Annotated in this window: 18 protein-coding genes; 7 read left to right on the top strand and 11 right to left on the bottom strand. The window is 70.5% G+C overall.

Annotated features, from left to right (window positions below):
• Window positions 1–103 precede the first annotated feature (103 nt).
• The 6 genes from V5P93_RS32490 to V5P93_RS32465 all read right to left on the bottom strand — a co-directional run bounded on the left by V5P93_RS32490 (window position 104) and on the right by V5P93_RS32465 (window position 6,686).
• Window positions 104–1,015 carry an ABC transporter permease gene (locus tag V5P93_RS32490; protein WP_104478281.1) on the bottom strand — a complete coding sequence of 304 codons (912 nt, stop codon included), beginning with the start codon at window positions 1,013–1,015 and terminating at the stop codon, window positions 104–106.
• Window positions 1,015–2,310, bottom strand: a complete 1,296-nt coding sequence (locus V5P93_RS32485) for an ABC transporter ATP-binding protein (protein ID WP_104478343.1) — start codon at window positions 2,308–2,310, stop codon at window positions 1,015–1,017. The genes V5P93_RS32490 and V5P93_RS32485 overlap by 1 nt, the downstream gene beginning before the upstream one ends.
• A 129-nt stretch (window positions 2,311–2,439) precedes the next feature.
• Window positions 2,440–2,880: a hypothetical protein gene (locus V5P93_RS32480; RefSeq protein WP_245931168.1), complete on the bottom strand. Its 441-nt coding sequence runs from the start codon at window positions 2,878–2,880 to the stop codon at window positions 2,440–2,442.
• A complete protein-coding gene (locus V5P93_RS32475; protein ID WP_181043378.1) occupies window positions 2,877–3,020 on the bottom strand; it encodes a hypothetical protein in 144 nt (47 codons plus the stop codon). Before V5P93_RS32475 ends, V5P93_RS32480 begins: the two co-directional genes overlap by 4 nt.
• Before the next feature lie 873 nt (window positions 3,021–3,893).
• Window positions 3,894–5,012, bottom strand: a complete 1,119-nt coding sequence (ald, locus tag V5P93_RS32470; RefSeq protein WP_104478283.1) for an alanine dehydrogenase — start codon at window positions 5,010–5,012, stop codon at window positions 3,894–3,896.
• 132 nt (window positions 5,013–5,144) lie between these two features.
• The gene (locus tag V5P93_RS32465) at window positions 5,145–6,686 is read right to left on the bottom strand and encodes a PucR family transcriptional regulator (RefSeq protein WP_104478345.1); all 1,542 of its coding nucleotides are present in this window, start codon (window positions 6,684–6,686) and stop codon (window positions 5,145–5,147) included.
• Between the two features lie 1,046 nt (window positions 6,687–7,732).
• Between V5P93_RS32465 and V5P93_RS32460 the strand changes: the two genes are divergently transcribed.
• Window positions 7,733–8,989: an IS4 family transposase gene (locus tag V5P93_RS32460; RefSeq protein ID WP_374066554.1), complete on the top strand. Its 1,257-nt coding sequence runs from the start codon at window positions 7,733–7,735 to the stop codon at window positions 8,987–8,989.
• Window positions 8,990–9,492: 503 nt separating this feature from the next.
• On the opposite strand, the gene V5P93_RS32455 is transcribed toward V5P93_RS32460, so the two are convergent.
• The gene (locus V5P93_RS32455; RefSeq protein WP_146108406.1) at window positions 9,493–10,437 is read right to left on the bottom strand and encodes an SGNH/GDSL hydrolase family protein; all 945 of its coding nucleotides are present in this window, start codon (window positions 10,435–10,437) and stop codon (window positions 9,493–9,495) included.
• A 159-nt stretch (window positions 10,438–10,596) separates the two neighbouring features.
• Here V5P93_RS32455 and V5P93_RS32450 point away from each other — a divergent pair, with 159 nt between their 5' ends.
• Complete coding sequence (locus V5P93_RS32450; RefSeq protein ID WP_104483498.1) at window positions 10,597–11,901, top strand: bifunctional o-acetylhomoserine/o-acetylserine sulfhydrylase; 1,305 nt, start codon at window positions 10,597–10,599, stop codon at window positions 11,899–11,901.
• Window positions 11,898–12,977: a homoserine O-acetyltransferase gene (locus V5P93_RS32445; protein WP_104483499.1), complete on the top strand. Its 1,080-nt coding sequence runs from the start codon at window positions 11,898–11,900 to the stop codon at window positions 12,975–12,977. The genes V5P93_RS32450 and V5P93_RS32445 overlap by 4 nt, the downstream gene beginning before the upstream one ends.
• Window positions 12,978–13,121: 144 nt before the next feature.
• Here the strand turns inward: V5P93_RS32445 and V5P93_RS32440 are convergent, their stop codons facing one another.
• The 4 genes from V5P93_RS32440 to V5P93_RS32425 all read right to left on the bottom strand — a co-directional run bounded on the left by V5P93_RS32440 (window position 13,122) and on the right by V5P93_RS32425 (window position 17,702).
• Window positions 13,122–13,547 (bottom strand): hypothetical protein, encoded by a 426-nt coding sequence (locus tag V5P93_RS32440; protein ID WP_245931806.1) that lies wholly within the window; start codon window positions 13,545–13,547, stop codon window positions 13,122–13,124.
• A 132-nt stretch (window positions 13,548–13,679) separates the two neighbouring features.
• Window positions 13,680–15,764 (bottom strand): diguanylate cyclase domain-containing protein, encoded by a 2,085-nt coding sequence (locus V5P93_RS32435; RefSeq protein WP_104483501.1) that lies wholly within the window; start codon window positions 15,762–15,764, stop codon window positions 13,680–13,682.
• Window positions 15,765–15,794: 30 nt separating this feature from the next.
• A complete protein-coding gene (locus V5P93_RS32430) occupies window positions 15,795–16,604 on the bottom strand; it encodes an SAM-dependent methyltransferase (protein WP_104483502.1) in 810 nt (269 codons plus the stop codon).
• A 510-nt stretch (window positions 16,605–17,114) separates the two neighbouring features.
• Complete coding sequence (locus tag V5P93_RS32425; RefSeq protein ID WP_104483503.1) at window positions 17,115–17,702, bottom strand: TetR/AcrR family transcriptional regulator; 588 nt, start codon at window positions 17,700–17,702, stop codon at window positions 17,115–17,117.
• Between the two features lie 150 nt (window positions 17,703–17,852).
• On the opposite strand from V5P93_RS32425, the gene V5P93_RS32420 reads away from it, so the two are divergent.
• From V5P93_RS32420 to V5P93_RS32405, 4 genes are all read left to right on the top strand, one after another.
• Window positions 17,853–18,641: an SGNH/GDSL hydrolase family protein gene (locus tag V5P93_RS32420; RefSeq protein ID WP_104483504.1), complete on the top strand. Its 789-nt coding sequence runs from the start codon at window positions 17,853–17,855 to the stop codon at window positions 18,639–18,641.
• 195 nt (window positions 18,642–18,836) lie between these two features.
• Entirely contained in the window at window positions 18,837–20,450 is a 1,614-nt protein-coding gene (locus V5P93_RS32415) for a carboxyl transferase domain-containing protein (RefSeq protein WP_104483505.1), read from the top strand.
• 2 nt (window positions 20,451–20,452) lie between these two features.
• Window positions 20,453–22,432: an acetyl/propionyl/methylcrotonyl-CoA carboxylase subunit alpha gene (locus V5P93_RS32410; protein WP_104483506.1), complete on the top strand. Its 1,980-nt coding sequence runs from the start codon at window positions 20,453–20,455 to the stop codon at window positions 22,430–22,432.
• Window position 22,433: 1 nt separating this feature from the next.
• Window positions 22,434–23,588, top strand: coding sequence for an acyl-CoA dehydrogenase family protein (locus V5P93_RS32405; protein WP_104483507.1), 1,155 nt, complete (start codon window positions 22,434–22,436; stop codon window positions 23,586–23,588).
• Window positions 23,589–23,591 lie beyond the last annotated feature (3 nt).

Here is a 23,591-nt window from a genome sequence, read left to right as displayed (position 1 = left end):
GGATGGATTCGCCCGAAAACGCCTGTTCCGCCCGCGAACGGGCCGCGCCCGGTCCGGAAACGGGTCCGGACCGGGCGCGGTCCACTCTGGTCGCGCGCCGCGATCAGGTGATGTCGCGGTTGCGGTTGCGCAGCACGCCCGTGCCGAAGAACAGCAGCGTCCAGCCCGCGAACACCAGCGCGCTGAGCCCGAGCGACAGCGCGCCCGGCGTGCCCGCGGCCCACCGGATCGCCTCCTCGATCTCGTCCAGCCTGGTCGAGCCGATGCTCGGCAGGCTGCCGCCCGCGTTCAGCACCGCGGACTTCACCTGCGAGACGAGCGCGGAGGCGGCGGTGGCGCCGGTGAACCCGCTCGCCGAGCCGTTGGGCAGCAGGCCGGGCAGGTGCGAGCCGTCGGTCTGCGCGAACAGGATCAGCTCGCCGACCGGGCCGACGACCAGCGCGTAGACCAGCAGCACCACGAGCGCGCCGACCGACGAGCCGATCAGCGCGCCGACCCCGAGGCCGAGCAGCGTCCACAGCACGGTCGCGCCGATGCCCGCCAGCGCGATGAGCGCCAGCTGGCCGAACTCCGGCATGAACCGGGGGTCCGAGCTGATCGCCGCGCCCAGGCACGACGACGCCACGATCGCCACGCCGAAGACCGCGCCCCACACCGCGTAGGCGATCGCCTTGGCGGAGAGCACCGCGCCGCGCGAGGAGCCGGTCAGGAACGAGGTGGTGATGGTGCGGTGGTTGAGCTCGGCGGAGATGGCCAGCGCGCCGAAGATCATCGGGAAGATCGTGGTCAGGTTGATGCTGCGGGTGACCGCGATGGCCGACCAGGAGACCTGCTCCATCTGCACCTGCAGGCCGAGGAACGCGCGCTCGCCGGTCAGGGCGTCGAACGTGTCGCTGGTGAACGCGGCCCAGCCGAGCGCGGTGAGCGTGGCGAGCGCGACGGTGGGGATCAGCAGCGCCCACCACAGCCGGGTGCTGGTGATCTTGCGGAACTCGGCCTTGATGAGGGAGCCCATCACGCGTTGCCTCCCTGTCCGGTCGTGTCGGTGCCGGTGCTCGGCGGCGGGGTCACCGGGGGCAGCTCCGCGACCTGGGGCGGTGGCGGTGGCGCGGTGTCCGGTTGGGACGGAACGGGCGGCTGGTAGGGCGTTTCCGGCTGGTACGGCGAGGCTTGCTGGTACGGCTGAGCCTGCTGGTACGGCTGCTGGTAGCCCTGGGGCGCCTGGTAGGGCTGGTGTTGGTACGGGTGCTGGTAGGGCTGCTGCTGGTAACCGGCGGGCGGGTACTGGCCGGGAACCTGGTAGCCGGGCGCGGGTTGCTGGTACGGCGTGACCGGCTGCGCGTAGCCCTGCGGCTGGCCGTAACCGGGAACCGCGTAGCCGCCGGGCTGCCCGTACGCCTGGCCCGACCACTGTCCACTCGTGAGCTGGAGGAACAGCTGCTCCAGATCGGCCGTCTCCTCCTGCACCCCGTACAGCGACACACCGGCCTTGGTGGCGATGTCGCCGACCTGCTGCACGGTCGCGTCCACCACCGCCAGCCTGCCCTCGGGCAGCGCCGTCACGTCGTGGATGCCCGCCTCCGTCAGCGCGGTGGTCAACGCGGCGGGGTCGGACGGCTGCACGAGCACCCGCGACTTCCGCGACCGGCGCAGGTCCTCCAGACCGCCGTTGTAGACGGTCTGGCCGCGGCTGACGATCACCAACCGGTCGATGGTCTGCTCGACCTCGGCCAGGATGTGGCTGGAGATCAGCACCGTGCGCCCGGACGCGGCGTACGCCTTGAGGAACGTGCGCAGCCACGCGATGCCCTCGGGGTCCAGGCCGTTCGCGGGCTCGTCGAGCACCAGCACCTGCGGGTCGCCCAGCAGTGCCGTGGCCAGCGCCAGCCGCTGCTTCATGCCCAGCGAGAACTGGCCCGCCGAGCGGTGCTCCGCCGCGCTCAGGCCGACGAGCTGCAGCACCTGGTAGGCGCGCTCGTCGGGCAGGCCCATCGCCGCCGCGTACACCTTGAGGTGGTTGATCGCGGTCCGCCGCGGGTGGAAGCCCTGGGCCTCCAGCACGGCGCCGACGACCCGCGCGGGGTTGCCCAGCCGCTCGAAGGGCTGGCCGTTGATCGTGGCCGTGCCCGCTGTCGGCCGCACCAAGCCGAGCAACATGCGCAGCGTGGTGGTCTTCCCCGCCCCGTTGGGCCCGAGGAAGCCGGTGACCGAGCCCGGCTCCACCTGGAAACTCAGGTTCTGCACCGCGGCGACCGGACCGAAGGTCTTGGTCAGGTTGCGCACCTCGATGCGACCGCTACCGTCCTGCACACGCTCCTCCAGCTCCGCGGGCCGTGTCGTGGCGGCCATCTTGCACTATCCAGGCCACGGCTTGTGAGAGATGGTCACGCGCGAGACAACACGATCGTCTTAACGGGGCACGTCAAACCGGGGATGCGCTTACCCAGCGTCAGGAATTCCCGGGTTCGACTCACCCGTTGGAGGGCCGACGATCACCGGCAACTCCGCGGTGATCTCGGCGGGCTGCTCCCGCGGCACCAACCGGGCCTGCCGGGAGAACGGATTGCGCAGCGGGCGCTTCCGCTCGCGGTGCGGCACACCCTCACCGATCAGGTGCTCGTGCGCCATCCGCCACACCTGGCACGGCCACCGGCGCCTGCGCCGCCCACCGAACCCGACCGGACACGCCTGGCAACGGCCGTCCTCATCGGGCTGGTGCACCGTGAGCAGCAACCGCCACCCGTCGGCCAACCGGCTGATCTCCGTACGGGCCAGGGGCAACAGCGTGGACGGATCGGCCGAACCGGCGGCCTCGTCGAGCGACGCCAACCGGCGCAACACCGCCGACCGCAGCGGGTCCTCCCCGCCCAGCGCGCTCACCCGGCCTCGACGTCGTGCGCCCGCCCCGCCGCCTGGTCCAACACCAACCCCAACGACCGGGTCTGCTGCGCCGACAGCACCGCCGACGCCCCCGGAGGCGGCACCAACACCACCCGCCCGCCCTCGACCAACACCGTCAACGCGCGATCCCTGCCGAACGGGTCGTGGCAACCGACACACCACCGAGGCTCAGTCACCGAACCAACATCGGCCCACCGTGCGCCACACCCAAGCCAAAGTCCCAGGATTCACCCCATTGCCAGGTTTCTCACCCATTGGGGGTGCGGAGTGGTGGAGAAGTAATCACCAACAAAACCCACCCCGATGCAGCGCGCTCGATCGAATAGGCATAAGCTTGCCCTGGCGGCCCGCTCCCAGTGACCCCCAGGCTGGTTGAGCGGGCTGCCCCTACCTAGGCCTACCTAGCTCGCGGAGAGCGCTCGCGGGGGTAGGGGCGGTTGAACTGGGGGCCGAGCCCCCAGACCCCCACGGTGCGAGCGGTGGCTGAACCAGCGTGGTGCGGAAAAGGTGTAGCCAGCGGAGCTGGCGGAACCAGCGGAACCGATGGAACCAGCGAAGCTGGTGGATGCGGTGTAGTGGGTAGCCGACGGGGACTGGTGGAGCCAGCGGAGCTGGTGGAACCGGTGCAGCGGAGCTGGTGGAGCTTGTGGAACTGGCGAAGCGGGTGGGTTGGTGGGACTGGTGGGTCTGTGTAGTGGGCGGGGCCGGCCTGGTTGTGGTTGGGCTGGTGGAACCAGCGTGGTGCTGGTGAGCATCACTGGGTGTTGGTGGGCCGCAGCGGCTCTCAAAGTCTTATATGACAACGCGCTCGGCCCTGGGTGGGGCGAGCGCGTTGGGTGGTTGTGGTTGTGGTTGTGGTGGGGGCGGCGTACCGGCTCCTTGGTCCCTGCAGTGCAAGGAGCCGGCACGCCTCGCGGGCCTGCGAGGTGGGGTGGGATGGCACCCCGGCCTCGCGTGGGCCGGTGGCCCTGTGGCCTGTGGTCTTTGGCCGGTTAGCCGGCCAGGATGGTTTCCAGGGGGGTGCTGGGGAGGCTGTGGGCCTCGGCGACGGAGGCGTTGGTGAGGTGGCCCTGGTGGGTGTTGAGGCCCAGGGCGAGCGCCTTGTCGTTGGTCAGGGCGGTGTGCCAGCCCTGGGCGGCGAGGGCCACGGTGTAGGGGAGCGTCACGTTGGTGAGCGCGTAGGTCGAGGTCCGGGGCACGGCGCCCGGCATGTTGGCCACGCAGTAGAAGATCGAGTCGTGCACCGGGTAGGTGGGCTCGGCGTGCGTGGTCGGGCGCGAGTCCTCGAAGCAGCCGCCCTGGTCGATGGCGATGTCCACCAGCACCGAACCCGGCTTCATCTCCGCCACCAGCGCGTTGCTGATCAGCTTCGGGGCCTTCGCGCCCGGCACCAGCACGGCGCCGATCACCAGGTCGGCGGCCTTGGCGGCCTCCTCGACGGCGAGCCGGTTCGAGGTGATGGTGCGGACCCGGCCGCCGAACTGCGCGTCGATCTGGCGCAGGCGGTCCACATTGGTGTCCAGCACGACGACGTCGGCGCCCATGCCCAGGGCGATGGTCGCGGAGTTGATGCCCGCTACACCGCCGCCGATCACCACGACCCGCGCCGGGGCGACCCCGGGCACGCCGCCGGGCAGCACGCCGCGGCCACCGGAGGGCTTCATCAGGGCGAACGCGCCGACCTGCGGGGCGAGCCTGCCCGCGACCTCCGACATCGGCGCCAGCAGCGGCAGCGCGCCGTTGGCGGTCTGCACGGTCTCGTAGGCGATCGCGGTGGTGCCCGAGGCCAGCAGCGCCTTGGTCAGCGGCTCGTCGGCGGCCAGGTGCAGGTAGGTGAACAGGGTCTGGCCCGCGCGCAGCCGCGGGTACTCGACCGCGATGGGCTCCTTGACCTTGAGCACCAGGTCGCCCTCGGCCCACACCTCGTCGGCGGTGGCCAGCACCTTGGCGCCCGCCGCCAGGTACTCGTCGTCGGTGATGGCCGAGCCGAGGCCCGCGCCCGCCTCGACGAACACGTCGTGCCCGCGGGAGGTGAGCTCGTGCGCACCAGCCGGGGTCAGGGCCACCCGGTACTCGTGGTTCTTGATCTCACGGGGAACGGCGATCTGCACCGGGGCGGTCCTCTCGGGTACTGGCTGCGTGGGCCATCTGGGGTGTCCTGTACCACGGTCGTGCAGCACTTGAGGGCTGTCATCGTTCTGTGAGACCGAGAGTAATCGTGCCTGGTTGTGCTCGCAGCACAGTCAGCCCCAGCGCAATGCCACCAACTGGGTAAGCAGTGCCAACCGAGTGTCAGGATCGCCCAGATCGACCTCCAGCGCCGCGGTGACCCGGGACATCCGGTACCGCAGCGTGTTGGGGTGGATGCTCAGGGCCGCCGCGGCGGCCCGCGGGTCACCCGGGTGGCGCAGCCACTCGTACAGGGTGTCGAGGTACCAGGACGCGTCGCCGCGGGCGCGGAGGTGGGTGAGCGGGCCGACGTGCGCGACGCCCGCGCCGGTGGAGGCGACGGCGGTGCGGTGCAGCACGAGCACGGTCCACACCTCGTCGTGCACCGCGAGCGGCCCCGGGACCAGCCCGGCGCGCAGCAGGCTCAGCGCCTCGTCGGCCTCGGCCCGCGACCGGGCCAGCTCGCCGACGCGCACGGGGGTGCCCGCGGCGACCAGCGGGCCCGCCAGCTCGGTCAGCGCGGTGCGCAGCTCGGGCCAGCCGCCGGGGCCGGGCGTGTCGGGCACGATCGCGTAGAGGAGGCCGTGCAGGTCGGCGACGGCCGGGCGGCGGCCGACCCCGGCGCTGAGCCGTTCCAGCAGCGCCAGCCGCACGCCCTCGGCCAGCTTCTCGGCGGCCTGGGTGTCGATGGCGACGACGCGGTGGTGGTCGTCGGAGAGGTCCAGTTCGGCGGCGCCCAGCCGGGCGCTGCCGGTGCCGTCGAGCACCGAGCGCACCAGCTCGGCGGACCGCCTGCGGTCGGAGTCCTCGCGCGCCCGGCGGCGCAGCAGGTGCAGCGCGACCACGGGGGCCGCGTCGGCGAACGCGGCGGCCCGCTCGTCGGAGACCGGACCGGCGACGACGGCCCACATGGAACCGAGGAGTTCGCCGCCCATCCGCACGGGGACGATCAGGCGGGGCAGCGTGCCGTCCTTCTGCGCGGGCACGAAGATCGCGGTGCGGCCCCGGCTCAGCTCGCGGAAGACGCCGCGCGAGCGGAACCGCGCGAGCACGTCGTCGGGCACCCGGCGGCCCATGATGGTCGAGACCCGCGCCGGGTCGGTGCGGTCCTGGCGCGCGGAGTAGGCGAGCACCCGAGAGTTGGCGTCCTCGATCGTGACGGGCGCGTCGACGACGGCGGCCGCGGCGTCGGCCAACCGGAAGAGGTCGCCGAACGGCCCGGCCCCCGAGTTGAGCTCGTTGGCCGCCTCGTCCGCGGCCGCGTCGAGGACCGAGCGCAGCAACCACACCAACTGCGCCCAAGCCGTCGCCCCCCGCACCTCGACGAGCCCGGTCCCCACCCGCCCGGCCACCGCCTTCACCGCGTGCCGCCCCGCGTGCGGCGGCTTGAGGAGCACGGCGGCGGCCCCCTGCTCCCCGCACTGCCGGACGAGCTCGACGGCCTCGGCGGTGGACTGCACGGCGATACCGAGGACGAGATCCCCGGACGACACCGGCGTCCGCTTGCCGGACTCGGCGATGACCACGTCCCCGACCAGCGGCGCCCGCTCGTCGGCGTGGACCGTGCGTAACAGCGTGGGCCCCATCCGATCCACCACGCCCTGCACGGTGATCACGCCGCCCACCCCCTCCACACCACCGCTTGACCGGCCGCCCCACCCGGCCCCACCGCCACGGTAGCGCCCAACCGTCCCAACTGGACCCCCACCACCCGCGGCAGGTGATCCCGGGGGGTATGCCTCCGGCCCCCGGTATCCATTCTAGTTGGCGGCACAGACGATACCGGTTGGTAGCGATCAAGCCTGTGAGGGTTATTCAGCGGCGTAGAAGTGGAGGCCGATGACCGCGGAGATTGTGTTGATGGGGCGCCGGTGGTCGGTGTGGGGAACGCGCCGGGTTTCGTGTTGGGCGACGGCGCGTTCGACCACGACACGGGTGCAGTCGTGGTGTCGGTTGAACTCCCGTTCCCGGTCGGGTCGCTCCCGGTCTCCGGGTCTTCTGATAGGGGTCAGGACTCCGCCGCCGACGCAGCCCTCGTCGCCGAGCCAGGCGCCGGCATCCCGTCCCTCGAGAACGTGCGAGACCTCCAGGCCGACGATGTCGTTCCGAGGTCACGGCACCGGATCCGACACCCACCTCACACACCCGCCCAGCAACAGTGGGGCCACCGCCGCGATCACCCGGCCGACCGTCGACCACGACACCACGAACGCATCCACCCACTCCGCCTGAACCCGATTCCGACGCGAATACGCCACCGCGACCACCACGGAGCGACACACGCCGAGAACCGGCGACCATCTTCGGTCACCTCACCGATCAAGGCACATAGTTCCTCGACACGGCCTCGACCGAGACCGGCGCCAGGACACACAGACGCGGCCCGTTGTCGAGAATGATGCGTGGTGGCTGGATTCTCGCAAACGGGCCGCCGTCTCGCGCTTCGGGGTGATCATTGCGGGGCGTGAATAAGCCTCTGTGGACAACTCGCCCGACCTGGGGATGATCTCCCTTCTTGTCCCCGGTTTCCGACCGGTTGTCCACAGGCGTGATCGTCTTCAGCCGACATTGTCGGTGCCCGCCGGTAGAATGGATACCGGGGGTCGGAGGCGCAATGCCACTAACTTAAGCAAGGAGCTGCTATTATTTTCGGGTGGCTCGCGTGGTGCAGGTTCGTGGTGGTGTCGTTGATTCGTCGGCTGTTCGGTTGACCGATCGGATCTCGTTGGGTGTGTTGGCGGAGGTTTTTCCTCGAGATGTGATCGAGGATGTGTTGAACGAGACGGGCCGTCGCGAGTTGCGGTCTCGGTTGCTTCCCGCGCATGTGGTGGTGCGGTTTTGTTTGGGGATGTGCCTGTTTTTCGATGATGATTACGAGGAGGTGATGCGGAAGCTTGTTGGGTCGTTGCGGTCTGTGGGTTCGTGGCGTGGTGAGTGGAATGTTCCCTCGACGGCGGCTATTTCCAAGGCTCGGAAGCGGTTGGGGGTCGAGCCGTTGAGTCTGTTGTTTGAGCGGGTCGCTGTTCCGGTGGCGGGGCGGGGTACCACAGGGGCGTGGTTGGCGTCGCGTCGGTTGATGGCGATGGATGGGTTCTCCGTGGATGTTCCGGATACGCCCGAGAACGCGGCGGAGTTCGGTCGACAGCGTAATCAGTCGGTCGAGTCCGCGTTTCCGCGGGCGTTGATGATCGTGTTGGGCGAGTGTGGTTCCCGCGCGATCGTGGGGGCCGCGATCGCCGGGTGCCTGACCAGCGAGAAAACTCTCGCGAGAGACATCATCGGGTCTGTCGAGCCGGACATGCTGGTGATCGCCGATCGGGGCTTCTACGGTTTCGATCTGTGGAACGAGTTCCGTCGTACTGGCGCTGACCTGCTGTGGAGAGTGAGTTCGGCTGTCACGTTGCCGGTGTTGGAGTGGTTGCCCGACGGTTCGTATCGCTCGATCCTGGTCAGTTCGGCCGTGCGCCGAGGGCGCCGGGATCGGCTGATCGAGAAGGCCCGCCGCGGCGAGGATTGTCGTTCCGAGGATGCGCAACCGGTTCGGGTGGTCGAATATCAGGTTCCCGACCGGGCGGGTGACGGGGCAGCCGAGGTCGTGTGCGTGGTGACGTCGATTCTCGACCCGGCCGAGGCGACCGCCATGGAATTGGCTCTCGCCTACCATGAACGCTGGGAATGCGAGGGTTTGATCGATGAGATGAAGACCCATCAACAAGGATCGGGTAAGACGCTGCGGTCGAGATCGCCCGACATGGTGCGTCAGGAACTGTGGGCGTTCCTGCTCGCACACTATGGCATTCGGCGTTTGATGTGCTCGGCGGCCGACGAGGCCGACGTCGACCCTGATCGACTGTCCTTCATGCGGTCTCTTCGAGTCATCCGACGCCAGGTCCCCGCCGAGGCGGATTTTTCCCCCTGAACGCCAAGCGAGAGCGTTATCGGAGACCCGCGCGGAAATCAACGAGAGACACCTCGCGGCCCGAAGGCACCGAACGTACCCCCGTGTGGCCAAACGTGGACGCCATAAACGCTACCCCACCAAAAAAGGCAAACATCAAGGCGTTCGACATCAGGGTCCGGCCACCATCAGAATCCTCGCACCTAGCCTAAGTTAGTGGCATTGGGTCGGAGGCGTGCGTTGATCATTTTTGCCGGGCAGGCGGTCGACTTTCAGCCTTGTGTCGGGTGACTTGCGCTCGCTTCCCTGTTTTGCCCGAGTGGTCGGGTTTAGCCGCGGCGGTTGATGTGATTCGGCATTGCGCGCACGGGTTGGCATGGCCGGGGTCGGGAAGTGTCGAAGCCCGCGCTGCGGGAACCGGCGGGGCGCGGTGATGTCACGCGATTGTCGGCGGCGCGGAGTTCTGGCCGGTGTCGCGAATTCCGCGCTCGGCGGCATTTCCGGCTTGTATGTCCTTTGTGGACCTAGTGGGACTGGACCGCCAGCCAGGCGAGGGCGGCGACGACCGTCATGCCGGTGTCGTTGGGGTGCAGGGGGGCGGCGGGGGAGTCGGGGCGCAGGGGCTCGACCCAGCGGTCTTCGGCGGATTGGCAGGCGTCGTGGTTGGTGGCGTAGGGGTAGGGGTTGATGAAGGTGGCGCCTGCCTGGCGGGCGGTTTCGGCCAGGGCCTGGTTGAGGGCGCGGCCCGTTTGGTCGAAGTAGGCGGTGTCGCCCGCGGCGAAGGGGACCAGGGGCCAGCAGCCGGGGCCGTCGGGGAGGATGCGGAGGTAGCCGACCACGAGGATGGTCGCGCGGGGGACGCGTTTGTGGATCTCGCCGAGGGTCTTGGCCACCCGGGTCCTGGCGACGGCGCGGACGCGGTTCGCCAGCTCGTCCGTGCCGCTCGCGGTGTAGTGCGCCTTGCACGGCGCGCCGGTGGGGTCGGTGGCCCCCAGCCTGCCGCAAGTGGACAGGATCTCGCCGAAGCCGATGTCGTTGCCGCCGATGGTCAGCGTTACCAGGTCGGTCTCGGGTCGCAGCGCGTCGAACTGGGGCGGGTTCTCCCCGCCGTACACCTGTTGCGGCCTGGTCATCTCGGCCGTGGTCGCGCCGCCGCAGGTGACGTCGGTGAACCGGCGCACGCGCAGCCACCGGGCCAGCTTGCCCGGGTAGTTGTGGTCCGACCGCCCGCAGCCCAGCGGGGTCCCGTTCTGCGTCGGGATCCCCGGGCCGGACGCGTACGAGTCGCCCAGCGCCACGTAGTGGCGGTACCGCGTACGCGGCCTGCTCTCGTCTCCGGCGGCCGAAAAGGACTGACCGCTCGCTGTCTGGGAGGTGGTGGCCGGTGCGGTGGTGGGCTGCGCGGACGCCGCGGGTGCCGCGGCGGTGGTGATCGTCAGCAGGGCCAGGACCAGGGTGGTGGCGCGCATGCCGTTGATCGTCACCCGTCCGGGTGGAACAGGCAACCGCCCCCGTGTTCCAGATCGTGGAAGGTCTGCCCGTCGTCCGGTCGGCGCAGCTAGCTTGCTCTATACGGCTGTCCAGCTGGAACGAGCCGCCGGTACCGCGCACGAGAGCTAGGAGAACCGATGACCGACTCCGCCGCCTGGTCGTTCGAGACCAAGCAGATCCACGCGGGCGCCGCGCCGGATCCGACCACCGGTGCCCGGGCCACCCCGATCTACCAGACCACCTCCTACGTCTTCCGCGACAGCCAGCACGGTGCCGACCTGTTCAGCCTCGCCGAGCCGGGCCACATCTACACCCGGATCATGAACCCCACCCAGGACGTGCTCGAACAGCGCGTCGCGGCGCTGGAGGGCGGCGTGGCCGCCCTCGCGTTCGCCTCCGGGTCCGCGGCCACCACCGCGGCGATCCTCAACCTCGCCGAGTCCGGCGACCACATCGTCTCCAGCCCCTCCCTCTACGGCGGCACCTACAACCTCTTCCACTACACGCTGCCCAAGCTCGGCGTCGAGGTCAGCTTCGTCGACGACCAGGACGACCTCGACGCCTGGCGCGCCGCGGTCCGGCCCAACACCAAGGCCTTCTTCGGCGAGAGCCTGGCCAACCCCGGCAACAACGTCTTCGACATCCGCGCCGTCGCCGACGTCGCCCACGAGGTGGGCGTGCCGCTCATCATCGACAACACCGTCCCCACCCCGTACCTGCTGCGCCCGATCGAGCACGGCGCCGACATCGTCGTGCACTCGGCCACCAAGTACCTGGGCGGCCACGGCACCACCATCGCCGGTGTCCTGGTCGACGGCGGCACCTTCGACTTCGGCGCGCACCCCGACCGCTTCCCCGGCTTCACCCAGCCCGACCCGAGCTACCACGGCCTCAAGTACTGGGAGGCCCTCGGCCCGGGCGCCTACGCCGCCAAGGCCCGGATCCAGGGCCTGCGCGACACCGGCGCGGCGATCTCGCCGTTCAACGCGTTCCTGATCATCCAGGGCATCGAGACGCTGTCGCTGCGCATCGAGCGGCACGTGGCCAACGCCAAGGCCATCGCCGAGTGGCTGGAGCAGCGCGACGAGGTGGAGAAGGTCTACTACGCCGGTCTGCCCTCCAGCCCTTTCCACGCCGCGGCGCAGAAGTACCTGCCGCGCGGCGCGGGCGCCATCGTCTCCTTCGACCTGCGCGGCGGCGTCGAGGCCGGGCGCAAGTTCGTCGACGGCACCGAGCTGTTCAGCCAGCTCGTCAACATCGGCGACGTGCGCAGCCTCATCGTGCACCCGGCCAGCACCACGCACAGCCAGCTCGCCGAGGAGGAGCAGCTGGCCAGCGGCGTGACCCCCGGCCTGGTGCGGCTCTCCGTGGGCATCGAGAACGTCGAGGACCTCCTCGCCGACCTGGAGGCCGGCTTCCGGGCCGCCAAGGCCGAGCTGTGAGCACCCCTCCCCCTCCCGCCACCGGCGCGTGGCGGGAGGGGGACCCGCCCGGTCGCCGCCGGTGGGTCCCGCTGCCGGGACCGGTGCCGGGCGCCCGGATCGCCTACGAGACCTGGGGCGAGCTCAACCCCGACCGCACCAACGCGGTGCTCGTGGAACACGCGTTGACCGGCGACAGCCACGCCGCGGGCCCACCCGAACCCGGCCACCCCACCCCGGGTTGGTGGGACGGGCTGATCGGCCCCGGTCGCGCGGTCGACACCAACCGGTACTTCGTCGTGTGCCCCAACGTGCTCGGCGGCTGCCAGGGCACGACCGGACCGGCCAGCCAGGCCGCCGACGGCTGGGCCTGGGGCAGCCGGTTCCCGTCGATCGGCATCCGCGACCAGGTGGCCGCGGAGGTCGTCCTCGCCGACGCGCTCGGCGTCGACCGCTGGGCCGCGGTGCTCGGCGGCTCCATGGGCGGCATGCGGGCCCTGGAGTGGGCCGTGGCCACCCCGGACCGGGTGGCCGCGCTGCTGCTGCTCGCCTGCCCGGCCGCCGCCTCCGGCGAGCAGATCGCCTGGGCCGCGCCGCAGTTGCACGCCATCCGCGCCGACCCGCGCTGGCGCGGCGGCGACTACCACGACACCCCCGAGGGCCCCTGGGACGGCCTCGGCGTGGCCCGGCGGATCGCCCAGGTGACCTACCGCAGCGAACCCGAGATCGCCCACCGCTTCGGCCGCGCGCGCCAGCCCGACGGCCGGTTCGCCATCGAGTCCTATTTGGACCACCACGCGGCCAAGCTGGCGCACCGCTTCGACGCGGCCAGCTACGTGCTGCTCACCGAGGCCATGAACGGCCACGACGTCGGTGTCGACCGCGGCGGGATCCCGGCCGCGCTCGCCCGGGTCACCGCGCGCACCGTCGTCGCCGGAGTGGACAGTGACCGGCTCTACCCCTTGGCGCAGCAGCGAGAACTCGCCGACGGCATCTCCACCGCCGACGGCCTGCGGGTCATCACGTCGCCCGCGGGCCACGACGGCTTCCTGACCGAGACCGCCCAGCTCGCCGCGCTGCTGAAGGAAATCCTGTAGCGCGAGGCCGTTCCCCATGGTTTCTCCCTTGTCCGGGACGGCTTCTCCGCCCACTGGGACAAGGTTAGGGAAACCGGTGGGGATTTCGCCAAGCCCGTCCACCGGCCTGTGGACAACTCGCGATCTTGATCGGAGATCGCCTGCTCAGGACGCGTCGCGCAGCCAGCCCGGGACGGGCAGTCCCCGGTTGACGCACTCGTCCGACAGCCGCAGCGTCCAGCGCAGCGCCTGCACCATCAGCATCGCCATCTCCTCCGGCGCCGCGTTGGTCAGCGCGATCTCGATCTGCGCCTTGGCCGCGTCCGTGTCGCCGTGCACCTCCGCCAGCAGCGTGCGCACCGCGGTCCGCACGGGAGGGTCGGCCTCGTCGATCGGCACCTCGTGGCCGTCGTCGTCGTAGACCTGCATCTTGACCGGCGCGGTACCGCCCGCGCCGAGCGCGGCCACCATCGCACTGCACTCGTGGAAGAGCATCAGCATCAGCTCACGGGCGTCGACGTGGCTGTCCGGCGCGGACCGCACCGCGGCCGCCACCCGGTCGAGGGCACCGTCGTCCTCACCCGCGCGCATGGCGGCCAGGGCTCCGGCGGCGGCCTCGGTGAGCCTGCGCCTGCGGTTCGGATCGGACTCGCTGTGGGCGTCCACGTCCTCATCCTGCAACAGCGGGCCGCCGCGCGGGGAGATCACCCAGGGGCGATTCGCTCAGTTGGCGGTGGGCCGCAGCCGCGCCAGGATGTCCTCGACGTCGCCGGGACCGCCGAACGCGGGCCCCTCACCGGTGCGCACGCCCTGGTCGGCCCACCAGCGGGCCTCCGCGTGGTCCCGGACGCCCAGCACGCCAACGGACGTGCCCAGCGACTCCAGCGCCTCGATGAGCCGCAGCGTGGCCCGCATCGGCACGGCGTCGCGCGGCAGCCAGTCCGGGCGCCAGTTCTCGAACGGGTCGGCGAGCACGACCGTGCGCACCCCGAACCGCTCCACCATGGCGATCTCGCGCGGGCCGCCGTTGAAGCCGTGCAACGCGGTGACCACACCGATGTCGCTCAACGTGCGCAGATTGTCCTGCGCGTCACCACGCCCCGTGAGCACCGTAGTGGTGTCCAGCGCGATCTCCAGCAACCCCGGCGCCACACCCGCGCGCGATACCGCGGTGTTCACCGTCGCGGACAGGTCCGCGTCCGCCGACTGCAACGCCGAGAGGTGCACCCGGTGCACGGCCTCGTCCGGATCCGCCGTGCCCGCGAACAACGCCTGCCACACCGGCACGCTCTCGGTGGACTTGGCCAGCAGCCACGGTCCCAACGGCACCGACAGACCGGTCAGCTCCGCCAGCTCTGTGGTGGAGTCCACGCCGTCGAGCCCCGTTGTGCGCGCCAACGCGCGAACCCGGACCACCTTGCCGTCGGACAGCCGCACAACCGGCTGGTAGGCGAGGTCCAGTTCCCCGTTCTCCCACGCCGCGGGTAGCGCTGTCGCGGACTCACCGACCTTGCGCGCGGCCCGGTCCGCATGGGCGTCGAACTCCGCCCATTGGTACCGGCCGGTGGAACGCGCGTACCGCAACGCCGCGTCGGCCGCGCGGAACATCTCGGTGCTCGACATCTCCGACGGCTTGCACCGCACAACGCCGATCGTGGCGCTCACCGCCAACCCGAGCCGACCGTCGTACTCCGGTTCGGACAGCTCCTGGTTGATGCCCTCGACCAGCTTGGACACCGGCGGCGCGGCCGTACCGTGCGCGATGAGCACCGCGAACTCGTCACCGCCGATGCGCGCCACTACGGCGTCGTGGCCGTCTACCGCGTTCATCAGCCGACCGGCGACCGACCGCAGCACCCGGTCACCGGCCTGGTGCCCGTGCGTAGTGTTGATCAGCGAGAACGCGTCGAGGTCCAGGCACAGCAGCGTCAGCAGGTGCCGCGGCGACGTCTGGCCGTGCATCGCCTCCAGCCGCGACTGGAAGTGCAGCCGGTTCGCCGCGCCGGTCAGCGCGTCGTGCAGGTTCTGGTGGCTGAGCTGGTTGCCCAACAGCATCAGCTCGCTCAGGTCCTGCACCATCGTGACCCGGTAGCGGGTGGCGCCGTTGTCGTCGTGCAACAGCGATGTGGTCAGGTACACCCACGCCGACTCGCCGTTGGGCCGCACCAGGCGCCTGCGGTCCGCCTCGCCGAACACCGGCAGCTCGTCGGAGTCCTCCACCGCGATGAACTCCGCGAGCGCGCGGTTGGGCAGTTGGTCGGCCGGACAGCCCAGGATCGCCGCCAGCGCCGGGTTGACCTCGACGAACGTGCCGTCCTGCTCGGTGATCGCGATGCCGATGGCCGAGGCGGTGAACACCTCGCGGAACCGGTTCTCGGTGGCCCGCCGGTCGCGCTCGGCGCGCTGCTTGGCGGTCAGCAGCGCGAGTTTCATGTTCTCCTGCTGGGCCAGCGTGCGCCTGCGCAGCGCGGCGGCGTAGCCCGCGGCCACGGCGGCCAGCAGCGGCGCCACCGAGCGCGCGCCGTGCCCCGCGTCGGCCAGGCCGTCGGCGAGCACCCGCAGCGACCGCTCCAGCGTCGCCTCGCCGGTGAGCGCGCCCTCGACCATCAGCTCGCCGACGCGGCTGCCCGCGGCCGCGTCGAACGGCTCGGCGGCCAGCGCGGTGGTCAGCCTGCCGAGGAGGCTGCGCAGCAGGTCCTCGATCTCGGCGGCCGACCGCGGCACGTAGGCGGTCGCGGCGACCACGCTCAGCCAAGCCCGGACCAGGTCAGGGTCCGGGGCACCGGGTTGGTCGGGTTCGCTCGGCATCGCTGTTCAGTCGTCGTGGTTCGCGGTCGTTCAGATCTTGCGGCCGACCCCGGCGTAGATACCCGCGCGGTTGGGTTCGCCGCCGTCGTCGAGGTCCGGGTCGGGCTGCCACAGCGCGGTCGGCACGATGCCCGGCTCGACGACCTCGAAGCCGTCGAACAGCTCGGTGATCTCGGCGTGCGAACGCGGGTACATGGGATCGCGGCTGGACTTCATCACCTCTACCACGCGGTCCATCTCCGCGGGCATCAGATCGCGGGTGAATTGCGAGAACGAGAGGTAGCTGCCGGGGACCAGGGCGTCGCGGTACTCGGCGACGATCCGGCGCGGGTCCTTGGCGGGCGGCACGAAGTGGAAGACCCCGGCCATCAGGAGGCCGATGGGCTCGGTGAAGTCGAGGAGTTCGCGGGTGGTCTCGGCGTCGAGGATGTCGCGCGGTCGGGTGAGGTCGGCCTGCACGATGGTGGCGAGTGGGTTGTCCGCGAGCATGAGCGTGCTGTGCGCGTACGCGACCTCCTCGTAGTCGACGTACACCACTCGCGTGGTGGGGTCGGCCTGCTGGGCGATCTCGTGCACGTTGCCGACGGTGGGGATGCCGGAGCCGAGGTCGAGGAACTGGCGCACCCCGCGCTCGATCATGAACAGCACCGAGCGGCGCAGGAACGACCGGTTGTGCCGGGCGATCTCCCGGGCGTTCGGCTGCGCCTTGATGAAGCGTTCGGCCAGCTCGCGGTCGTGGGCGAAGTTGTGCGCGCCACCGAGCAGGTAGTCGTAGAGCCGCGCGGCGCTCGGTCGTTCAAGATCGATCCCCTCCGGCACCCAGTCGGCCACCGCGTCCATGCGCCCACCCTCCACGTCGGTGTGTGACGGGGAGGTTACTCACCCGACAGGGTAACCGGCCAGGTGTCGAACGTCGTGGCGCGACCGGGACGTTCGGCACCCGATCGGGGCGCCGCCGGACGGGTGATGGGTGGCCCGCCAATGCTGGGAATTCCTGGCGTTCGGTGGCTGGGGGTGGCTCGTTCGGGATGGGCTCGGCCTGCGCGCGGCTTGTGGCGGCTCGCGATGCTGTCGGCTTCGTGCGCGGGTTCGGGGCCGGGGATGATCTTGAAATCCTGGGTTGTCCACATGCTCGGGACTTGCGCACAGGTTTGGGAAAGCGGCTTCCAGCGGCCTGAACTGCGGCGATAGGCTCAAGGCGGGGCCTGCCCCGGGTGGGCGGGGCTTTGTGTCGGGGGCGGTGGGGGATCTTGAAAAAGGTGGTTGGCCGGGCTTGTTGTGCGGCTGGGGGTTTGGGGTCAGGGGGTGTGTGGGTGAGGGCGGCGCTTGTTGTGCGGCTGGAGGTTGGGGCTAGAGGGGGGCGTGGGTGAGGGCGGTGAGGGCCATGCCCGTGAGGAGGTCGGCCATCTGGGCTCGGTCCAGGTGGCGGCTGTGGGGGGTTGAGTTGATCAGCCCGAAGACCGCGTGGGCGGCGGCGCGGGCGGTGGGTTCCTCCGTCGTCGGCACGGCCGCTCGGATGACCTCCACCCAGATCTCCACGTAGCGCCGCTGCAGGGCCCGGACCTTGCGCCGGTCCGGGTCGGTCAGGTTGCCCAGGTTGCGCTCCTGCACCGTGATCAGCGCGGGGTTGTCCAGGGCGAAGTCGACGTGGAAGCGGACCAGGTCGCCGAGGGTGTCGTGGGGGCCGCGGGCGCTGTCGACGCGGGTTTGGCCGCCGTCGAGGAGGACCTCGCTGATGGCGGTCAGCATCTCGCCGAGCATGGCGTCCTTGGAGCGGAAGTGCCGGTACAGCGCCGGGCCGGAGATGCCCACCGCGGAACCGATGTCGTCGATCCCCACCCCGTGGAAGCCGTGCCGGGCGAACAGTTCGGCGGCCGCGGCGAGGATCTGCTCGCGGCGCGTCGGCTTGTCCGGGACGGGCTCCGCTGCTGGTGACACCCCGCCATCGTATGGCAGCGCGGTTAGCGACCACTAACCGTCATCCCGGGCACCCGGGAGTGGGGAAAGTTAACCAACTAGTTTCTTGCTTGGTTTTCGCCTGGTAGTGATGTGTCTGTCGGGATTCCCTCCACCACCGGAGGCAGGAAGATGCGTGTCCCCCGTTCCCTTCCGATCATCGTCCTCACCGCCTTATCCCTGCTCGGTCTGACGACCCAGGCCGCCGCCGCGCCGGGAAAGTACGTCGCTCTCGGTGACTCCTACTCCTCCGGGCTCGGTGCCGGGAGCTACGGCAGTAGCGGCGACTGCAAGCGCAGCAGCAACTCCTACCCGCAGCTGTGGGCCAACGCCCACGGCCCGTCCGCGTTCTCGTTCGTCGCCTGCTCCGGCGCGCGGACGCAGGACGTGCTCAACAACCAGGTCGGCGCGGTGACCGCGGACACCGCGCTGGTCACCATCTCCATCGGCGGCAACGACGCCGGGTTCGCCAGCGTGATGACCGACTGCAACCTCAGCTCGGACGCCACCTGCGTCAGCCGCAACGAGACCGCGCAGAACTACGCCCGCAGCACCCTGCCGGGCCTGCTCGACGGGGTCTACGGCCAGATCCGCGCCAAGGCCCCGAACGCGCGCGTGATCGTGCTCGGCTACCCGCTCATCTACAAGCTCGGCGGATCCTGCATCGTCGGGCTGAGCGAGACCAAGCGGGCCGCCATCAACCAGTCCTCCGGTGTGCTGGCGTCGGTGATCTCGGGCCGGGCCGCGGCGCACGGCTTCACCTTCGTCGACGGCCGCACCGCCTTCTCCGGTCACGAGATCTGCGCGTCCGGGGCGCGGTGGCTCAACAGCGTGACCTTCCCGATCGAGGAGTCCTACCACCCGAACACCGCCGGTCAGAGCGGCGGCTACTACGCCGCCCTCCGCGCTGTGACGGGCTGACCGCCCGAATCAGTTCGTAAGACGCCGGATCACGCGAACAGCGTGGTCCGGCGTCTTGGCGTCCAGCCCGGGCGCACCTGGTCACGCTGGTGGTTGGTAGATCGGGTGGACTTGCCGCCTCGGCTGGACCCCGGGGTTAGCGAGCGCTAACATTGGATCGCTGGTTAACGCTGGCTAACTGTTCGAGGGAGCGAGATGGACGCGCCTGTGCTGCGCAGTGCGGCCGACCCCGGCGACGACGGCTTCCAGCGCAACGCCAAGAACCACGGCGAGCTGGTCGACGACCTGCGCGAACGCCTGGACCGCGCGGCCGAGGGCGGGCCGGAGAAGGCCCGCGCCCGGCACGTCGCGCGGGGCAAGCTGCTGCCCCGCGACCGGGTCGACTCGCTGCTCGACCCCGGCTCGCCGTTCCTGGAGCTGTCCCCGCTGGCCGCCACGGGCCTCTACGACGACGACGCGCCCGCCGCCGGGATCATCACCGGGATCGGGCGGGTGTCCGGTCGCGAGGTCGTAGTGGTCGTCAACGACGCGACGGTCAAGGGCGGCACGTACTACCCCATGACGGTCAAGAAGCACCTCCGCGCGCAAGAGGTCGCTCTTCAGAACAACCTGCCGTGCGTCTACCTGGTCGACTCCGGCGGCGCGTTCCTGCCCAAGCAGGACGACGTCTTCCCCGACCGCGACCACTTCGGCCGCATCTTCTACAACCAGGCCACCATGTCCGCCCAGGGCATCCCGCAGATCGCCGCCGTGCTCGGCTCCTGCACCGCGGGCGGCGCGTACGTGCCGGCGATGAGCGACGAGGCCGTCATCGTCCGGGAGCAGGGCACGATCTTCCTCGGCGGCCCGCCGCTGGTGAAGGCCGCGACCGGCGAGGTGGTCAGCGCCGAGGACCTCGGCGGCGGCGACGTGCACTCCCGCGTCTCCGGCGTCACCGACCACCTGGCCGACGACGACGCGCACGCCCTGAAGATCGTCCGCTCGATCGTGAGCACCCTCGGCCCGCGCGCCGCGCGCCCGTGGGAGGTCGCGCAGACGGAGGAGCCCGCGGTCGACCCGTCGACCCTCTACGGCGTCGTGCCCACCGACTCCCGCACCCCCTACGACGTCCGCGAGGTCATCGCCCGCGTGGTCGACGGCAGCCGGTTCCGCGAGTTCAAGAAGGAGTACGGCTCGACCCTGGTCACCGGCTTCGCCCGGATCCACGGCCACCCGGTCGGCATCGTGGCCAACAACGGCGTGCTCTTCGCCGAGTCGGCCATGAAGGGCGCGCACTTCATCGAACTGTGCGACCAGCGGTCGATCCCGCTGTTGTACCTGCAGAACATCACCGGTTTCATGGTCGGCCGCGACTACGAGGCGGGCGGCATTGCCAAGCACGGCGCCAAGATGGTCACCGCGACGGCGTGCGCGCGCGTACCGAAGTTCACCGTCGTCATCGGAGGCTCCTTCGGCGCCGGCAACTACTCCATGTGCGGAAGGGCCTATTCGCCGCGTTTTCTGTGGATGTGGCCCAACGCGCGGATCAGCGTCATGGGTGGTGAGCAGGCCGCGTCCGTGCTGTCCACGGTCCGCCGCGACCAGATCGAGGGTAGCGGCGGTGCCTGGTCGGCGGACGAGGAAGAGGCGTTCAAGGCCCCGATCCGCGACCAGTACGAGGAGCAGGGCAACCCGTACTACTCCACCGCGCGGCTGTGGGACGACGGTGTGATCGACCCGGCGGACACCCGCCAGGTGCTCGGCCTCGCGCTGTCCGCGGCGGCCAACGCGCCACTGGAACCTGTCCGCTACGGCGTCTTCCGGATGTGAGCATGTTCTCCAGCGTTCTGATCGCCAACCGGGGCGAGATCGCCGTCCGGGTCATCACCACCCTGCGCCGCATGGGCATCCGCTCGGTGGCGGTCTACAGCGACGCGGACGCGGGCGCCCGGCACGTGCGTGAAGCCGATGTCGCGGTGCGCCTTGGTCCCGCTGCGGCGCGGGAGAGCTACCTGGCCATAGACAAGGTCGTGGCCGCCGCGGTGCAGACCGGCGCGGAAGCGGTGCACCCCGGATACGGGTTCTTGGCGGAAAACGTCGAGTTCGCCCGGGCGTGCGCGGAGGCCGGTCTTGTATTCATCGGGCCACCGGTAGGCGCTATCGACGCCATGGGCGACAAGATCCGCGCGAAGCTCACCGTGAGCGCGGCGGGCGTACCGGTGGTCCCCGGCCGCACCGAGCCGGGTATGTCGGACGACGACTTGGTCGCCGCAGCGGGCGAAATCGGCTACCCGGTGCTCTTGAAGCCCTCCGCCGGTGGTGGCGGTAAGGGCATGCGGTTGGTGGAGGAGTCGGAGGGTCTGCGCGCGGCCATCGAGTCGGCCCGCCGTGAGGCCCGGGGCTCCTTCGGCGACGACACGCTGCTCATCGAGCGGTTCGTGCTGCGCCCCCGGCACATCGAGATCCAGGTCCTCGCCGACTCCCACGGGCACGCCGTGCACCTCGGTGAGCGCGAGTGCAGCCTCCAGCGCAGGCACCAGAAGATCATCGAGGAGGCGCCGTCCCCGCTGCTCGACCCGGCCACCCGGGCCAGGATGGGCGCGGCGGCGGTGGAGGCGGCCAAGGCCGTCGACTACAGCGGCGCGGGCACGGTGGAGTTCATCGTCTCCGCCGACCGGCCCGACGAGTTCTTCTTCATGGAGATGAACACCCGGCTCCAGGTCGAGCACCCGGTCACCGAGCAGGTCACCGGTCTGGACCTGGTCGAGCAGCAGGTCCGGGTCGCCGCCGGGCACCCGCTCGACCTCACCCAGGAGGAGGTCGCGCTGACCGGCCACGCCATCGAGGCCCGCGTCTACGCCGAGGACCCGACCACCGGCTTCCTGCCCACCGGCGGTCGGGTCCTCGGCCTCCGTCACTCGACGGCGGACTGGGCGCGGCTCGACTCCGGGCTGCTGCCCGGATCCGTGGTCGGCTCGGACTACGACCCGATGCTGGCCAAGGTCATCACCTGGGGCCGCGACCGCGCCGAGGCGATCGACCGGCTCTCCGCCGCGCTCGGTGAGACCGCGGTCCTTGGCGTGCGCACGAACGTCACCTTCCTGCGCGCTTTGCTGGCCGACGCGGACGTGCGCGCGGGCAGGCTCGACACGCAGCTCGTCGAGCGCCGCTTGGCCGAGCTGACCAAGGCCGAGGACGTGCCGGACGAGGTCTTCGCGGCTGCCGCGCTGGACGAACTGCTTGCGCTGCAACCGAGCGGCGCGGTGGTCGACCCGTGGGACGTGCCGAACGGTTGGCGCGTCGGGCGTCGGGCGGCGGTGGTGCTGCGGATGACCAGCGGTGAAAGGGAAGTAACCGTCCGCGTGACGGGGACGCCGGGTGCGGCGCGGGTGTCGGTCGACGGACACGAGCCGGTGCCTGCCGCGGTGTCCCGTGTGGATGGTGAACTGGTCGTCAACCACGGCGGCCGCAACCTCCGCTACGCCACGGCCCGCGACGGCGACACCCTGTGGCTCGCCGCGGACGGGCGGTGCTGGGCGGTCGCCGAGCACTCGGTGCTGGAGGGGGCCTCGGCCGCGGCGGGCGCGGGCGGTCCCATCACCAGCCCGATGCCGGGCACGGTGCTGGTGGTCAAGGTCTCGGTGGGCGAGCACGTGGCGGCCGGGACGCCGCTGCTCGTGGTCGAGGCGATGAAGATGGAGCACACCATCACCGCGCGGGTCGACGGTGTGGTCTCCGAACTCCCGGTGCACGCGGGCCAACAGGTCGCGCTGAACCAAACGCTGGCCGTGGTAACCCCATCGGAGGACTGACGTGATCGACCTGACGCTCCCGGAAGAGCACGAGGCGCTGCGCAAGACCGTGCAGGAGTTCGCCAGGGAGGAAGTGGCCCCGGTCATCGGCGACTTCTACGAGCGGGAGGCGTTCCCGTACGGGATCATCGCCAAGATGGGCGCCATGGGGCTGTTCGGCCTGCCCATCGGCGAGGAGTACGGCGGCATGGGCGGCGACTACTTCGCGCTGTGCCTGGCCCTGGAGGAACTGGCCAGGGTGGACTCGTCGGTCGCGATCACCCTTGAGGCGGGTGTCTCACTCGGCGCGATGCCGCTGTACCGCTTCGGCACCGACGAGCAGAAGCAGCGCTGGCTGCCCGCGCTCGCGGCGGGGGAGAAGCTGGGCGCGTTCGGCCTGACCGAGCCCGGCGGCGGCTCGGACGCGGGCGCCACCCGGACCACCGCCCGGCTCGACGGCGGCGAGTGGGTCATCAACGGGTCCAAGGCGTTCATCACCAACTCGGGCACGGACATCACCGAACTCGTCACCGTGACTGCGGTGACCGGCACCAAGGACGACGGCCGCAAGGAGATCTCGGCCATCATCGTCCCGGCGGGCACCCCCGGGTTCACGGTGGCGAAGAAGTACTCCAAGGTCGGCTGGAACGCCTCGGACACCCACGAACTGGCCTTCGACGACGTCCGGGTACCGGCGGAGAACCTGCTCGGCGCGCAGGGCCGCGGGTACGCGCAGTTCCTGTCGACCCTGGACGAGGGCCGCGTGGCCATCGCCGCGCTCTCCGTCGGCCTGGCGCAGGGCTGCGTGGACGAGTCGCTGAAGTACGTCGGCGAGCGCGAGGCGTTCGGCCGCAAGATCGGTGAGTACCAGGCGATCCAGTTCAAGATCGCCGACATGGAGACCCGGGTCAACACGGCTCGCCTGGCCTACTACGCGGCCGCCGCGAAGATGCTCAAGGGCCAGTCGTTCAAGAAGGAAGCGGCCATCGCCAAGCTGGTCTCCTCCAACGCCGCCATGGACAACTCCCGCGACGCCACCCAGATCTTCGGCGGCTACGGCTTCATGAACGAGTTCCCGGTCGGCCGCTTCTACCGCGACGCCAAGATCCTCGAAATCGGCGAGGGCACCAGCGAGGTCCAGCGCATGCTGATCGCCCGGGAACTGGGCCTGAAGTAGTGG

It is taken from the genome of Actinokineospora auranticolor (genome assembly GCF_041897805.1).
Lineage (GTDB): Bacteria > Actinomycetota > Actinomycetes > Mycobacteriales > Pseudonocardiaceae > Actinokineospora > Actinokineospora auranticolor.
This window is presented reverse-complemented; position numbering and strand designations above follow the sequence as displayed.